Raw genomic sequence first — 14,496 nt, forward strand, 5'->3', positions numbered from 1 at the left:
CATCAATTAAGGGTAATCGGCTGGAAAATTTCACGGCCCAAAGGCTCTTGTTCCAAATCCGTGACTACGGTAGAGAGCTGGATGTCGAACCATTCATTGAAAATATCGGCATCCAAATCGGGCCACAAACTTTCGTCTTCACACCAATCGGCCAACTCTGCGGCGAAAATCTGTTCAAAGCGGGCTTCGATTTCGTCCCACACTTCATCGGCTGTTTCGCACGGACGGATCAGATAGGAGTTTGCATCAGACTGCAAATCTTCCAAAGTGATGTCCATCGGGGTTTCCGGCAGTGATTGCAGCCAATTCCAAAAAGGCTCCAAGGGGATCAGTAAAAATACGCTGCGGTTGACTTCATACATGGCTGTGCTCCTGCTTGTAATGGTCGAAATGATATAGCAAAGACATGGGAAAATCCATACGGAGCGCCAAAGGCCGTCTGAAAATCTTTCTATTTTCAGACGGCCTGAGACCTTTGCAAAACTCTCAGATGTGGATGCAGTTCAAGGCGTAGCAGCACAGCGAGTGCAGATATATCACATAGATAGGCAAACGAGCGAGCAGCGCACAACGCAGAAATGCGCCGCAGATGAGGGTTTTGCAAAGGTCTCAGCCTGAATCAAGCTCTATATCGGTGATACCGCATTCTTATCATTCGGCGAACCATCGAACACAAATTCCGACTTCGGCTACTACTCCACCTTTCCCTTGAGAACTAAGCCAACCGAGTCCGCATGGAATATTCGGTTTAATTCATGAGCATATTTGTAAACTTTCTTGATGACGGGTAAAATCAGGCGGTTTTATTAACATGATTTGTATGCGGCAAAGCGTCTGAAACGGTTCGGTAACAACCCGAGCTTTTTAAAGTTATGCCGCATCGAAAATGCTAACCGCCGCGGCAAGAACGCCGTGCTGAAAAACAAAGGGAATAGATATGAATGCCGTTGTAATTGCCGTTGCCGTGATGCTGATCTTGTCGCTGGCGCGGGTGCATGTGGTGCTGAGCCTGCTGCTGGGCGCGCTGGCAGGTGGTTTGCTCGGCGGTTTGGGGCTGAGCAAAACCATGGAAGTATTTCAAACCGGCTTGGCCAACGGTGCGCAGATTGCACTTTCTTACGCCATGTTGGGTGCGTTTGCCGTGGCCATCGCCCATTCGGGTTTGCCGCAAACGCTGGCCAATGCCGTTATCCGCCGCTTGGATAACAGCCATGTGCGCGACAATGTGCCGGGCAGCGTCAACACGGTAAAATGGGGGTTGCTGTTGGCCTTGTTGGCAATGAGCGTGATGAGCCAAAACCTGATTCCCATCCATATCGCGTTTATTCCGCTGATTATTCCGCCGCTGCTGTTGGTGTTCAACCGCATCCAAATCGACCGCCGCCTGCTGGCCTGTGTGATGACTTTCGGTTTGGTGACCACTTATATGTGGCTGCCGGTGGGCTTCGGTGAAATCTTCTTGAAACAGATTTTGGTCGGCAACATCACGAAAGCCGGTTTGGACGTGGCAAATATCAACGTCGTTCAAGCCATGACCATTCCCGCTCTGGGCATGATTGCAGGCTTGCTGGTAGCGGTTTTCATCAGCTACCGCCGTCCGCGTATTTATCAAAATACCGCAGCAGATGTGGAAGCCAACCACCAAGCCGCGGCACAGCCTAAAATTTCTACCTACCGCAGCATTGTCGCAGTTTTGGCGATCGTGGTTTCTTTTGCGGTGCAGTTGTGGGCAGATTCACTGCTGCTGGGCGCGATGGTTGGCTTTGCCGTGTTTATGGCGGCAGGCGTGGTGCGCTGGGGAGAAGCGGACACCGTGTTTAACGACGGTGTAAAAATGATGGCGATGATCGGCTTCATCATGATTGCCGCGCAAGGTTTTGCCGAAGTGATGAAAGCCACCGGCCAGATTGAATCGCTGGTAAAAGCCTCTGCCGACATGTTTGCCGGCAACAAAGGCATGGCGGCTTTTGTGATGCTGCTGGTGGGTTTGTTGGTTACCATGGGCATAGGCAGCTCGTTTTCCACCTTGCCGATTATCGCCACCATTTATGTGCCCTTGTGCATCAGCATGGGCTTCTCGCCGATGGCTACTTTGGCTTTGATCGGTACGGCAGGCGCATTGGGCGATGCCGGTTCGCCAGCATCCGATTCCACCTTGGGCCCCACCGCCGGTTTGAATGTGGACGGCCAGCATGACCACGTGCGCGATACGGTTATCCCTACCTTCCTGCACTATAACCTGCCGCTGATGGTTTCCGGCTGGGTTGCCGCGATGGTGCTGTGATGAATGATTTGGAAGCACGCGTTACCGAGTTGGAAATTCAGACGGCCTTACAGGAAGACTTGATTACCAGCCTGAACGATACCATTGCCAAGATGCAGCAAACCCTTGATTTACAGCAAGGACAGTTGCGGTTGCTGTATCAGCGGATGCAGGAAAAAAGCAGCAGCGACGGTAGCGAGCCGTACAGCCTGCTCGATGAGATACCGCCGCATTATTAACCTTAATGATGAGGCCGTCTGAAAACCGTTTCAGACGGCCTCATCATTATCACAGCAGATTTTCCGCAAGAGAAAGAGCCATGAATATTACCGTTTTAGCCGTCGGCACCAAAATGCCGCGCTGGGTGGACGAAGCCGTAAACGAATACGCCAAGCGTTTCGGGCGCGACGTGAACTACACCCTCAAAGAAATCAAGCCCGAAAAACGCGGCGCAGGCGTGAATGCCGCGCAGGGCATGGCGGCGGAAGAAAAACGCATTCTCGAAGCGGTGCCGCAAGGCGCATTTTTAGTGGTGTTGGACGAACGCGGCAAAGCCCCCACTTCGGTGGAACTGGCGGAGCATCTGAAAAACTGGCAGCAAAACGGCGAGCATGTCTGCTTTGTGATCGGCGGGGCGGACGGCATGACCGACCGCCTCAAACAGCAGGCACGGCTGATGCTGCGCCTATCCAGCCTCACTTTGCCGCACGGCATGGTGCGCGTGCTGCTCACCGAACAGCTTTACCGCGCCGTGTCGATTTTGCACAACCATCCTTACCATCGGGAATGAAGCGCAGCCTTTATACAGAAGCAGCTAACTTCACGAACTTATTAAAAGGTTAAGAAGGCTTACTCGGCAAATGCCCGCTCAACTTGCCTTGTGGTCGATAGAAATAAGAAAAGCGAACACAAACAGAAATTGAAAAACGAACTCGAATTGCAGATTTCTAAGATTCCAACCATTCAAATATTCTTAAAGATCAAATATCTCGAAAAATCAAAAAAACATTGACTGCAAATACAAAAAAGCACCTTTTCAAAAGGTGCTTTTTTAGAAATTTGGTTGCGGGGGCAGGATTCGAACCTACGACCTTCGGGTTATGAGCCCGACGAGCTACCATGCTGCTCCACCCCGCGGCAGATTTGTAATTATAGGTACACTATATATTCATGTCAACACATTTCAGCATTTTTTATCGCTGAGTAAACAAAAAGTTTTTAGTAAAACTCACACAGTCCGTTTTCAGACGGCCTCTTCCAATATTTATTTCATCACATCAAAAATATCGTTGCCAAACCGAGGAAAATCAGGAAACCGCCGGAATCGGTAACCGCGGTAATCAGCACCGAACTGCCCAATGCCGGATCACGCCCCGCTTTATCCATCGCCACCGGAATCAGCACGCCGACGGTGGCGGCCAGCAGCAGGTTGAGGGTCATGGCGGCAATCATCACCAAGCCGATGCCGAAATTATCGTACAGCAGCCAAGACACCACGCCCATCACCGTGCCCCAAATCAAACCGTTCACCAAAGCCACGCCCACTTCTTTTTTCAACAACCGCCCGGCCTGAGTACCGGAAAGCTGGCCCATCGCCATCGCGCGCACAATCATGGTAATGGTTTGGTTGCCGGAGTTGCCGCCGATACCGGCCACAATCGGCATCAACGCGGCAAGGGCAACGATTTTTTCGATGCTGCCTTCAAACGCGCCGATCACGCGGCTGGCGATAAATGCGGTGCAAAGGTTGATGGCGAGCCACATCCAGCGGTTTTTTACCGAATCCAGAATCGGCGCAAACAGGTCTTCTTCCTCTTGCAAACCGGCCATATTCAACATATCGGCTTCGGTTTCTTCGCGGATCACGTCCACCATTTCGTCGATGGTGATACGGCCGATCAGCTTTTTGTCGGCATCGACCACGGGCGCGGTTACCAAGTCGTAACGTTCGAACGCTTGCGCTGCTTCTTCCACGTTGTCCTCGGGGCGGAACCGCACCACGTCGGTAGCCATCACGTTTTCCACCAGCTCTTCGGGGTCGGCCACCAGCAGTTTGCGGATGGGCAGCACGCCTTGCAATACGTCGTCGTGGTCAACCACGAAAATTTTATCAGTGTGGTCGGGCAGGCTTTCAAAACGGCGCAGGTAACGCAACACCACTTCGCAAGCAACATCGGCACGGATGCTTACCAGCTCGAAGTCCATAATCGCACCGACTTGGTCGTCTTCATACGACATCGCGGCCTGCACTTGCGCCCGCTCTTCGGCATCACGGGTTTGCAGGGCTTCATACACCACTTGGTGCGGCAGATCGCCGGCAAGCTCGGCCAGTTCGTCGGCATCCAAATCGTCTACCGCCGCCAGCAGCTCTTCGGTATCCATCGATTCGATCAGCGTTTCGCGCACCGCATCGGATACTTCCAGCAAAACTTCGCCGTCCTCTTCGGGCGCAGCCAAATGCCACACCAGCGTCCGCTCTTTCGGCGGCAGCGATTCCAGTACATTGGCCACGTCCGCCGGATGCAGTTCGTGCAAAATGCTGATTAATTCGACTAACTTGGTGTTGAGTTCGATGTCTTCAATCTCCTGCCCTTCTTCGATTTGCGAAGAAACGGGCAGCAGCGCTTCAGACAATTCGTGGATGCGCTCGATATCAAGCGGCAAGCGGTCTAAATCGGTTTGAGTCGGGATGTCTTGCTCGATGCTCATAAATACTCCGCCCGCCTGTGTTGCGGGAGCAGTATTCAGGCGGGGTGATTAAACGGTAGGGTTGTCGTTATAAGGTTGTAATGATGAACTGGGAAGGTCCATGGCATGTGCCTGCGCTTTGCAGGTCTTGAGTTGGAAACGGCGCATATTCTACACCGATTCGGCCCGCTTTACCAATGCTTACATATGCCGGCAAAAATCTTGCCGACATCTTCGGGCAAGGTTTTACGGAGTGAGAGGCCGTCTGAAAACAACAAACCCGAAGCCGCATTTTTTCAGACGGCCCAAACCCGTGCCAACTACGGAAACCCACCCTTACGCCCATTAGAGATTCCAATAATCCCGCTGTATAATCAACCATCTGATGCAGCAGCAACCCGCCTACCGACAGGACGACACCATGAAACCCAAACTGATTATTTTCGATTGGGACGGCACGCTTGCCGACACCACCGGCCCGATTATCAACACCTTCCAGCACACCTTTGCCGACTGCGGCCTGCCTGCACCCGAAGCCGACACGATACGGAGCTTAATCGGTTACAACCTTGTTACCATCATCCACCGTCTGGCTCCCGATGCCGACCAGCATCTGAAAGAACAACTCGCCGAAACCTACGCCCACCATTATCTCAACCCCAACAACCACAACATGCGCCTCTTCGACTCCGCCCTGCCGTGCCTGCGCACCTTAAAAGAACAAGGCTACTGGTTGGCCGTCGCCACCGGCAAAGGCCGCATCGGACTGGACAAAGCCATCGCCCAAACCGGCACGGCAGATTTCTGGCTGACCACCACTTGCGCCAGCGAACAGCCTTCCAAACCCGCACCCGATATGGTTTTCAAACTGTGCGACGAGCTGGGGCTGCAACCCGCCGACAGCGTGGTGGTCGGCGATACCGTTTACGATCTGGAAATGGCCGCCAACGCCGGCGCACCTGCCATCGCCGTAGCCACCGGCGCACATTCCGCCGCACAACTGGCCGGGCAGCCCTGCTTGGCCGTCTTAAAAGATTTATCCGCACTGCCCGAATTTTTGTCAAAAATACAAATGACATAACATTTTCTTCTATCAACGTTTTTTTGACTTTACCTGCGCTTTTTGCCCGAAAAATGCTTAACATTTAATTCCATTAAACCAGAAATAGCTGGCTTTAAACGCCAACACAAGCATTCTTTCAATCAGAACCGGGCTTTATTGCTGCTTTCAACCATTCCGAGCTTGCGCTTTCAATTAATATGAATTACATTGCACTACATACAACGTGATTTCAATCACAAAGCCAAGTAAGCAAAGGCTACAAAAATAGAGAGAGAATTGAAGTAGTTATCAGCATTAGCAAAACAGGCTGCCCGTCAAAGGCAGCCTGTTTTATTTACTGTGTTCGATATTTAATTTAAGCAAGGCAAACTCGGATCGGTTTGCCCGAAAAGCTTGCAATCAGCTTTGAATCACTTAGCGGTGCAATATAATTTCCATCACAAATTTACTGCCCACATAAGCCAACATCAAACTCAGAAAAGCAATAATAGTCCACACCGCCGCCTTTTTACCGCGCCATGCCGTCATCCCGCGTTTCAGCAACAAACCGCCGTAAATCAGCCACGATACAATACCGAAGAGCGTTTTATGAGTGAAATGCACAGGTTGTCCAAAAACATCATCGGCAAAAAACGTACCGTTCACTACGGCATAAGTCAGCAACAGAAAGCCCACCCACATACCTTGAAACATCAACTTTTCCAAGCTGAGCAACGGCGGCAGGAACGACACCAACGGCGAAAACCTTTTTTTGTGCAAATCGTGATTCAACAGCAAAATCAGCACTGCCAGCAAAGTAACGATGCCGAACAAACCATAAGCTAATAACGACGTGCCGATATGCAGCATAAACGGCCAATCGTTGATGGGATAACCCGACATCTTGCCGGGAAACACCGCGCCCAATACCAACGACAAGACCACACAAGGATACAGCAGCAGCTGCAAACCGCGCAGGCAATAAAAAAAGCTGCCCGTCCAATACAGCATCAGCATCAGCCACACAATCAGACTGACCGCATAACCAAAACCCATTACCACCACATGATCTTGCACCACGGGCAAAAACAGCACCGCGCCGTGCACCAGCAAGGTCGGGGCAAGCACGGCTAATTCGGCTTTAACCGGATAAGGCTTGTCGCTGCGGGTTTTGTGATGGAACCACACAAAGCCCGCCAACGCGGCATACACCAGTATCAAACAAACCAATACAATCGGCATGACAAACTTTCTCTTGCGTGCATATTCAGCGGCGCACGCCTAGTGTAAAATAAAATAATTTTATCAAATAACGTCCGATTCGGGCAGCTATTCTCATTATCAATGAATGTTCAAGGACAAGTATGTTAGACAACTTAACCAGCCGCTTCAGTAATGTGTTGAAAAACATCCGCGGCCAGTCCAAACTGACTGAAGACAACATCAAAGAAGCTCTGCGCGAAGTGCGTTTGGCTTTGTTGGAAGCCGACGTAGCACTTCCCGTGGTTAAAGAATTCATCAATAGCGTGAAAGAAAAAGCGCTCGGACAAAAAATCACCGGCAGCCTCACGCCCGACCAAGCCTTTATCGGCGTCGTCAACGAAGCCCTAATCGAACTGATGGGCAAAGAAAACAGCACCTTAAACCTCGCCAGCGCACCGCCCGCCGTGGTGTTGATGGCCGGTTTGCAGGGTGCGGGTAAAACCACCACCGTGGGTAAATTGGCGCGCCTGCTCAAAAACGACCACAAAAAGAAAATCCTCGTGGTTTCTGCCGACGTGTACCGCCCTGCCGCCATCGAGCAGCTGAAATTACTGGCCGAACAAGTGGGCGTGGATTTCTTCCCTTCCGATGCCGGCCAACAGCCTGTGGACATTGCCAAAGCCGCTATTGATCACGCCAAGCGCCATTTTTACGATGTGCTGATGGTCGATACCGCGGGCCGCTTGGCGATTGACGAAGAGATGATGAACGAGATTAAAGCGCTTCATGCTGCGGTTAATCCCGTTGAAACTCTGTTCGTGATTGATGCCATGCTCGGCCAAGATGCCGTGAATACCGCCCAAGCCTTTAACGAAGCACTGCCACTCACCGGTGTGATTCTGACCAAAATGGACGGTGATTCGCGCGGCGGTGCAGCTTTATCGGTGCGTCAAGTTACCGGTAAACCGATTAAATTTATCGGTGTCGGCGAAAAAATCAATGGCCTCGAGCCTTTCTATCCCGACCGTATCGCCAGCCGCATCTTGGGCATGGGCGACGTATTGAGCCTGATTGAAGACGTTCAAAAAGGTATCGACGAAGAAGCCGCCGCCAAAATGGCGAAAAAGCTCCACAAAGGCAAAGGCTTCGACCTCAACGACTTTAAAGAGCAAATCCAACAAATGCGCAACATGGGCGGTTTGGAAAGCCTGATGTCTAAAATGCCGGGTGAGCTTGGCCAGCTTTCCAAACAAATTCCCGAAGGTACGGCGGAAAAAGCGATGGGGCATGTGGAAGCCATCATTAATTCGATGACGCCGAAAGAACGCGCCAACCCTGCGTTGATTAAAGCCAGCCGCAAGCGTCGCATTGCCGAAGGCTCCGGCACTTCGGTGCAGGAAGTGAACAAAATGCTCAAGCAGTTTGAACAATCGCAACAGATGATGAAGATGTTCAGCGGCAAAGGCATGGCCAAGCTGATGCGCATGGCCAAAGGCATGAAGGGAATGAAAGGCATGTTCCCCGGCTTGTAAGCTGTTCAACTTGTTTTTCAGACGGCCTCCACTTCTCAGTCAGTAAGGCCGTCTGAAAAGAAACAGCACTTTCTCAACTTGGATACATCGTTATCGCTGTTGAGAAAGTGCTTTTTGTTTATGGCCGAACCGCTTTGGTCTTAATTAAGACTTGTGCGGGTTTCAGCTGATTTTTCAGACGGCCTCACTCACAACCTCAAGATCAGGCATCCACAGCCGCCACCGTAATCTTAGACAGGCCGTCTGAAAAGCCTTTTGAATAACGCCGCGGGATCATGCCGCTGATTTTGCCGTTTTGAACGGTGGTTTCATAAGCGCACACCAGCCGCTCTTGGGGCAGCAGGTTGTGCGAATAATCGCGGTTGAGCAAGGGCGAAATGCGGCTGAACAAACGCCAGCAGACGCGGCTGCCGTCGGGCAGGTCAAAGGCCGCCTGAAAATGGCTGTTGCCTTCATTGCAGCCCACATGAAAATGTTCGTAGTCAAAGGCTTCGGTATCGGGAAACGGCCGTGCATCGGCAAAACCGAAAATCCGGTCGTGCGCCGACAAGCTTTGGCAGGCATACGGCCATACCTGTTCGCGCAGGAAAAATTGGTCGGCAAAATGGCGCGATTCCAAAGGTTTGCTCACATAAGCTTCTATTTTTGCGCGCATTTCCGGCACGCTGCCTGCGACGGCGCCCCATAAGCCCGCCATCATCAATTCGGTATGCGTACCGGCATCGCGCAGGGTGTGAAACAGCTTTCCGCCCGCCTCCCACTCGGCAACGGCGCGCGCTTCCCGCTGCGAAATCACCGAATCCGCATCCCGGAAAATAATGCGCGACGCTTCGGGGTCATCCATGGCAAGAAACCGCCACATCGTACCCGGCCACTGCTCTGCCGCCGCATCTACCCGCACGATTTCCGCGCCGTTTGCCTGCAAACGTTGCACGGCATCGGCCGGTACGCTGCCGTCGATATAGAAACGGCACACCCAGCCGGGATAAATCTGCCCGGCCAGCTCGGTATTCATCACGGCAGGTTCGATATATTCGGGGCTGCTGCCGAACAATGAAAAGGCAATAATTTTTTTACCGTTTGGCTTAACCGCCACATCAGGCAAGGCAGGCCGCGCGGTGATACTGCGGTGGCGGAGGGTGAGTGCCTGCAAACCGTAGGTGCGGCAGTTTTCCCAGTCTTGCAGGCTGCCGTAGGCATGAGCCAGCGCGTCTAATGAATTGATATGGTTCGGGTCGCGTTGCAGGGCTTTTTGGGCATAAGTGATGCCTTCCTGCCAAAAACCGCCTTTTACCGCCGCAGTGGCCGCATCGCTCAACGGCGCCACCGACTGCGGAATCAGCTTGTGTGCTTTCAGGGCTTCGGTCAGCGCGCTGCGGTAATCGCCGGCGGCCATGTATTGTAAGAAAGAGGCGGAAATGTGGTTGAGCTGTTGTTGGACTTTTTGTAGTTTAGGTGGTAAGCGTTTGTTCATATCCGTATTTTAATTGATTGATTTTTTTTATAAACTTAAGTATCTGCTGCGCTTGAGTAGATGAGGCCGTCTGAAACCGTGCTTTCGGGATAATCTTAGTCGGTCACGGGTTCGAAAGGCAGATAGACATCGAAACGCGTGCTTTTGCCCGTGTATTGGTAGGCGGGCTTTTCGCCGTTTAGAAACTCTCCCAAACGCGGGCGTTTGACGACCACGCGCTTTTTGGCAACGCGGCGGGCGGCGTCGAGCAGCTCGGCTTCGTTTTGCGCTTCGCCCACCAAGCCGTGAAAATAAGCCATTTCTTTTTTCACCGCCGCCGATTTGCGGCTTTCGGGATACATCGGGTCGAGGTAAACCACATCGGGGCGGCCTCGTTCGTTGGCCAAACGGGGCAGCAAGGCGCAAGTATCGCCGACATGCAGGGTAATGCGGGCGGCGGTTAGGGCCACTTCTTCGTCGGCAGACTGCAAAGCACGCAGAAGGCCATCTGAAAGCAGGCAGGCAACGGCGGGATTTTGCTCAAACACATTCACTTGCAAACCGAGCGACGCCAGCACGAAAGCATCGCGCCCCAAACCGCCCGTGCCGTCCCAAACGATGGGGTGCGCGGTGTGGTTGACCGCCTTGCCGATCAGTTCGCCCCCGCCTTTGGTTCGGCGGTATTGTGCCGCGCCGCCTGCGAAATCAACGCGAACCTTACCTTTTTCTCCGGCACGGCATAAAGAGAGGCCGTCTGAATCGGCCAGCAGATATTCGCCTTGGTCGGGAAGTCGGCCGCATACGAGCAGATGAAAACGGCTGATTAATTCGCGGGCGGTGTCGGTGGCGGTTTCGCTGAGATAAACGTAGATCATGGTTTCAGACGGCCTGTGGCTTGGAGGTGCGGAAAATCATTACTTTAACAATCAGATGGAAAACGCTCAGGCCGTCTGAAAAAATCAGTGGATATCCAAGCGTTCCATACGGTAGCGCATCGAACGGAAGCTGATACCCAAAAGCTTGGCGGCCTGCGTGCGGTTGTAGCGCGTCTGCTTCAAAGCCTGCTCGATGATTTCGCGCTCGATTTGGTCGAGATAATCCTGTATCTGCATTTTGCCGGGCACAAAATCGGGCAAGCCGCCGCTCAGTTGCAGGCCGTCTGAAACTTCGTCTTCCGTATCGTGAAGATGCTGCTGCTCAAGTTTGCCTGCCTGAAATTGCGGGGTGGTGCCGGTGTGGATTTGCAGGTCGTCCAACTGGATCACCTGCCCTACCGTCAGGGCGACGGCACGCTCCAAAATGTTTTCCAACTCACGGAAGTTGCCCGGATAGCTGTAATGCAGCAATGCTTCTTGGGCTTTGGGGCTGAGTTTGTAATTCTCGTTGCCCGTGCAGTGTTTATGCAGCAAGTGCATGATGAGTCCGCCCAAGTCTTCGCGCATTTCGCGCAACGGCGGCATGCTCAGCGACACCACGTTCAAGCGGTAATATAAGTCTTGTCGGAACGATCCCGCGTCCACCAAATGCTCGAGATTTTTATGCGTGGCGCAAATGATGCGCACGTCCACATAGGTTTCGCGGGCATCACCGATGCGGCGCACGGCTTTTTCTTGGATGGCACGCAGCAGTTTTACCTGCATCGCCAGCGGCAGGTCGGCCACTTCGTCGAGAAACAGCGTGCCGCCGTCGGCATGTTGGAAGAAGCCCAAGCGGTCGCTGTCGGCACCGGTAAAGCTGCCTTTTTTATAACCGAAAAATTCGCTTTCCATCAGGTTTTCGGGAATCGCGCCGCAGTTGACGGCGATAAAAGGCTTGTCTGCACGGTCGGACAGTTCGTGTATGGTGCGCGCCGCCTGCTCTTTACCCGTACCCGATTCGCCTGCAATGTAAACCGGCACGACGCTTTTGGCCAAACGGCGGATCAAATGGCGCACTTCAATCATTTGCGGCGACATACCGAGCAGGCGCGGCATGTCGGACTCTCCGCCCAAATCTTTACCCGAATCCGGCAAAATCCTTGCGGTTAATTCGCCGCTGGAAAAGCGTTCTTTCAATGAACGCAAACCTTCCGGCACGCCGGCCGAACGGGTTAATGCGGAGCCGCTTCTTTTTGGCGGAGAATAAGGTTGGCGCGGTGCCGGCGACATGCGTTGCGGCACAGATAAAACCGGATTGATCACCTCCGGCTTTGGCGGCGGAACCTGACGCGCCGGTTCGGGCTGTTCAGGCTCGGCTTGCACGGGCGCACGAACGCCTTCGAGCGGCTCGCTGACTTTAACGGCAGACTTTACCAAAGAGCGCAGTTGCGACAAGGTAATCGGTTTTTGCAGGTAATCAAACGCACCCGCCCGCAAAGCTTCTACGGCCTGATCGGCATTGCCGAAAGCGGTAATCACTGCCACCGGAGTGTCCAACGCCAATTCATTGATGTATTGCACCACTTCCAAACCCGAACCGTCGGGCATGCGCATGTCGGTCAACACCAGCGAATAGTCTTCGTTGTCGAGCTTGTCTTTGGCATCTTCTACACCCACGGCCGTCTGAACGCGCAAACCCATCTTCATCAGGGTCATTTCCATCAAGTCGCGGATGTCGGCCTCGTCGTCCACGACCAATACGGGATCTTGCAGGTTATGGTTGCTCATCGCTTTCTCTCGGTAAAATCAGTTCGAAGCCGTTCATTTCAGGGTGGTAATGCAGCTGCCCCATATTGGCGTGCGCCAATTCGCGGGCAACATACAGACCCAAGCCCGTACCCTGTTTTTCGGTGGTATAGAAAGGCTCAAACAAATGGTTGCGCACGTCGGGGGGGACGCCGATGCCGTTGTCGGCAACCACAATGGAAATGTGCATGCGCCCGCTCGATTTCATCAATACGGTAATGGCATGGTGGTCTTGACGGCTGTGCCGCCAAGCGTTGTTACACAGGTTCCACATGATTTGCTGCAAGTGCATAGGATCGACCAACACGCTCAGGTTGCTGCCGTCCATGTTCATGCGGATACAGCTGACGGAATCGGGGTTGTTCAGCGTAAATTCCTGTTTGAATTCGAGCCAGAACTTCATCAGGTTGACCGGCTCGCGGCGCAGGCTGTCGCGCTTGTTGATCAGGGAAACGTCTTCCAGCATTTTGTCGATACGCTGGATGTTGGTGTCGATGATGTTGTGCAGCTTGGCTTTGGTGGGGTCGTTGCCGTCTTCGTCTTGCAGCAAATCGCTGGCATGGCGGATGGCCGACATGGGGTTGCGGATTTCATGTGCCAGATTGGCGGTAAGCTGGCCTAAAGAAGCCAGCTTGGTGGCCAACGCTTCCGCTGCCACTTCGCGCAACGAGCGCACAAACAGCATCAGCAGCTCGGTTTTTTCCTGAATCACCGGCACGGCACGCACATGCATGGAGTGCTGGAAAATATGGATGTCGGTTTCAAAGTTTTTATCGGGCTGGTATTGCCAGCGTGCCACCAATTCGCCGAACACGGTTTCCTGCTTGTCCACTTCCAAGCCGGGGAAATAGGTTTTGGCTTGGCGGTTAAACAGCCAAACGCGCTGGCCGGCGTCGATAACGATCACGGCTTCCTGCACGCGGTTGAGTACCACGCGGTTGAGGCCGCTCACGCGGCGGTAGGCCAATTGGTGTTTGGTGGCGGATTCGGTAGCGGCTTGCAAATAAGTGGCGGAAAAAGCGGTTAACGCCGCCACCAGAAAACACGCGCCGGACAGCAGTGCGCCGGATACGACAATGCGGCCGTCCCATTCCAGCGGGCGGAACTGCACCTGCCCTGCGAAAAACATGTTCAAAACAATCAGCATCATCGCATAACCTGCATACAGCATGGGATAGCGGCCATGACTGAGCAGGCAGGAGGTCGCGATAAAAGGGAGCACCAGAATGCCGAAACCGGATTCTATGCCGCCTGTGATATAGGTGAGCACCATCACCATGGTAATGTCGACCACGGCGCTGGCGTTGGGCAGTTCAAGCGTTTGGAGCTGCCAGTCGGGTTTGAAAATCGTCAGCAGAATCAGGAGGCCGTACACGGTTATCCAGCTGTAAAACTCAACGGTGGGAAACATGCTTTTGGCGGTTTCGCCACCGGTGGAAAAGCTGAATAAGTGAAAAACCAAGAGGGAAAGGACGATGGCAATCCGGGCAATATTGATTAAGCCGGGTATGCGTTCGTTGAGTGTTTCCCAATCCTGCTTAACGAATAATCTGTTTACACTCATGTAATGTCGGGCCTTGGATATTTTTGTTTTGGGCGGGTGGGTTTGTGTTGTTATGCCGGCAACTTGAATCGCTTACCGCCAGCCCCGG

Annotated in this window: 13 protein-coding genes and 1 tRNA gene; 5 read left to right on the forward strand and 9 right to left on the reverse strand. The window is 53.0% G+C overall.

All coding sequences use genetic code 11. From position 1 onward, the window contains the following. Window positions 1-2: 2 nt before the first annotated feature. Window positions 3-362: a VacJ gene (locus CKV66_RS00250; protein WP_085364132.1), complete on the reverse strand. Its 360-nt coding sequence runs from the start codon at window positions 360-362 to the stop codon at window positions 3-5. 95 nt (window positions 363-457) lie between these two features. After that, window positions 458-604: a lipoprotein signal peptidase gene (locus CKV66_RS12400; protein ID WP_095197807.1), complete on the reverse strand. Its 147-nt coding sequence runs from the start codon at window positions 602-604 to the stop codon at window positions 458-460. A 333-nt stretch (window positions 605-937) separates the two neighbouring features. Between CKV66_RS12400 and CKV66_RS00260 the strand changes: the two genes are divergently transcribed. The 3 genes from CKV66_RS00260 (at window position 938) to rlmH (ending at window position 3,053) form a co-directional block, all read left to right on the forward strand. Beyond that, window positions 938-2,284, forward strand: a complete 1,347-nt coding sequence (locus tag CKV66_RS00260) for a Na+/H+ antiporter family protein (RefSeq protein WP_085364134.1) — start codon at window positions 938-940, stop codon at window positions 2,282-2,284. After that, window positions 2,284-2,502, forward strand: coding sequence for a SlyX family protein (locus CKV66_RS00265; RefSeq protein WP_085364135.1), 219 nt, complete (start codon window positions 2,284-2,286; stop codon window positions 2,500-2,502). Before CKV66_RS00260 ends, CKV66_RS00265 begins: the two co-directional genes overlap by 1 nt. 80 nt (window positions 2,503-2,582) lie before the next feature. Next, window positions 2,583-3,053, forward strand: coding sequence for a 23S rRNA (pseudouridine(1915)-N(3))-methyltransferase RlmH (gene rlmH / locus CKV66_RS00270; RefSeq protein ID WP_085360044.1), 471 nt, complete (start codon window positions 2,583-2,585; stop codon window positions 3,051-3,053). 270 nt (window positions 3,054-3,323) lie between these two features. Here rlmH and CKV66_RS00275 read toward each other — a convergent pair. Both CKV66_RS00275 and mgtE read right to left on the reverse strand, forming a co-directional pair. Beyond that, window positions 3,324-3,400: transfer RNA gene (locus CKV66_RS00275), tRNA-Met, on the reverse strand. A 135-nt stretch (window positions 3,401-3,535) separates the two neighbouring features. Further along, window positions 3,536-4,972, reverse strand: a complete 1,437-nt coding sequence (gene mgtE, locus CKV66_RS00280; protein ID WP_085364136.1) for a magnesium transporter — start codon at window positions 4,970-4,972, stop codon at window positions 3,536-3,538. 400 nt (window positions 4,973-5,372) lie between these two features. Between mgtE and CKV66_RS00285 the strand changes: the two genes are divergently transcribed. Further along, entirely contained in the window at window positions 5,373-6,032 is a 660-nt protein-coding gene (locus CKV66_RS00285; protein ID WP_085364137.1) for an HAD-IA family hydrolase, read from the forward strand. A gap of 396 nt (window positions 6,033-6,428) precedes the next feature. Here the strand turns inward: CKV66_RS00285 and CKV66_RS00290 are convergent, their stop codons facing one another. Further along, entirely contained in the window at window positions 6,429-7,235 is an 807-nt protein-coding gene (locus tag CKV66_RS00290) for a cytochrome C assembly family protein (protein WP_085364138.1), read from the reverse strand. Between the two features lie 122 nt (window positions 7,236-7,357). Between CKV66_RS00290 and ffh the strand changes: the two genes are divergently transcribed. Further along, window positions 7,358-8,728 carry a signal recognition particle protein gene (gene ffh / locus CKV66_RS00295; RefSeq protein ID WP_085364139.1) on the forward strand — a complete coding sequence of 457 codons (1,371 nt, stop codon included), beginning with the start codon at window positions 7,358-7,360 and terminating at the stop codon, window positions 8,726-8,728. A 202-nt stretch (window positions 8,729-8,930) separates the two neighbouring features. On the opposite strand, the gene CKV66_RS00300 is transcribed toward ffh, so the two are convergent. From CKV66_RS00300 to CKV66_RS00315, 4 genes are all read right to left on the reverse strand, one after another. Beyond that, window positions 8,931-10,202 carry a tetratricopeptide repeat protein gene (locus CKV66_RS00300; RefSeq protein ID WP_085364140.1) on the reverse strand — a complete coding sequence of 424 codons (1,272 nt, stop codon included), beginning with the start codon at window positions 10,200-10,202 and terminating at the stop codon, window positions 8,931-8,933. Window positions 10,203-10,297: 95 nt separating this feature from the next. After that, window positions 10,298-11,056: a class I SAM-dependent methyltransferase gene (locus CKV66_RS00305; RefSeq protein WP_085364141.1), complete on the reverse strand. Its 759-nt coding sequence runs from the start codon at window positions 11,054-11,056 to the stop codon at window positions 10,298-10,300. Between the two features lie 84 nt (window positions 11,057-11,140). Next, window positions 11,141-12,826 (reverse strand): sigma-54-dependent transcriptional regulator, encoded by a 1,686-nt coding sequence (locus CKV66_RS00310; protein WP_085364142.1) that lies wholly within the window; start codon window positions 12,824-12,826, stop codon window positions 11,141-11,143. Beyond that, entirely contained in the window at window positions 12,813-14,408 is a 1,596-nt protein-coding gene (locus tag CKV66_RS00315) for a two-component system sensor histidine kinase NtrB (RefSeq protein ID WP_085364143.1), read from the reverse strand. Before CKV66_RS00315 ends, CKV66_RS00310 begins: the two co-directional genes overlap by 14 nt. Between the last annotated feature and the right edge of the window lie 88 nt (window positions 14,409-14,496).

This window comes from Neisseria zoodegmatis (assembly GCF_900187305.1).
Taxonomy (GTDB): Bacteria; Pseudomonadota; Gammaproteobacteria; order Burkholderiales; family Neisseriaceae; genus Neisseria; species Neisseria zoodegmatis.

Bases quoted from the DNA above. Each gene is read 5' to 3' on its own strand.
- CKV66_RS00250 (WP_085364132.1), bottom strand. From the start codon at position 362: ATGTATGAAGTCAACCGCAGCGTATTTTTACTGATCCCCTTGGAGCCT.
- CKV66_RS00260 (WP_085364134.1), top strand. From the start codon at position 938: ATGAATGCCGTTGTAATTGCCGTTGCCGTGATGCTGATCTTGTCGCTG.
- CKV66_RS00265 (WP_085364135.1), top strand. From the start codon at position 2,284: ATGAATGATTTGGAAGCACGCGTTACCGAGTTGGAAATTCAGACGGCC.
- rlmH (WP_085360044.1), top strand. From the start codon at position 2,583: ATGAATATTACCGTTTTAGCCGTCGGCACCAAAATGCCGCGCTGGGTG.
- mgtE (WP_085364136.1), bottom strand. From the start codon at position 4,972: ATGAGCATCGAGCAAGACATCCCGACTCAAACCGATTTAGACCGCTTG.
- CKV66_RS00285 (WP_085364137.1), top strand. From the start codon at position 5,373: ATGAAACCCAAACTGATTATTTTCGATTGGGACGGCACGCTTGCCGAC.
- CKV66_RS00290 (WP_085364138.1), bottom strand. From the start codon at position 7,235: ATGCCGATTGTATTGGTTTGTTTGATACTGGTGTATGCCGCGTTGGCG.
- ffh (WP_085364139.1), top strand. From the start codon at position 7,358: ATGTTAGACAACTTAACCAGCCGCTTCAGTAATGTGTTGAAAAACATC.
- CKV66_RS00300 (WP_085364140.1), bottom strand. From the start codon at position 10,202: ATGAACAAACGCTTACCACCTAAACTACAAAAAGTCCAACAACAGCTC.
- CKV66_RS00305 (WP_085364141.1), bottom strand. From the start codon at position 11,056: ATGATCTACGTTTATCTCAGCGAAACCGCCACCGACACCGCCCGCGAA.
- CKV66_RS00310 (WP_085364142.1), bottom strand. From the start codon at position 12,826: ATGAGCAACCATAACCTGCAAGATCCCGTATTGGTCGTGGACGACGAG.
- CKV66_RS00315 (WP_085364143.1), bottom strand. From the start codon at position 14,408: ATGAGTGTAAACAGATTATTCGTTAAGCAGGATTGGGAAACACTCAAC.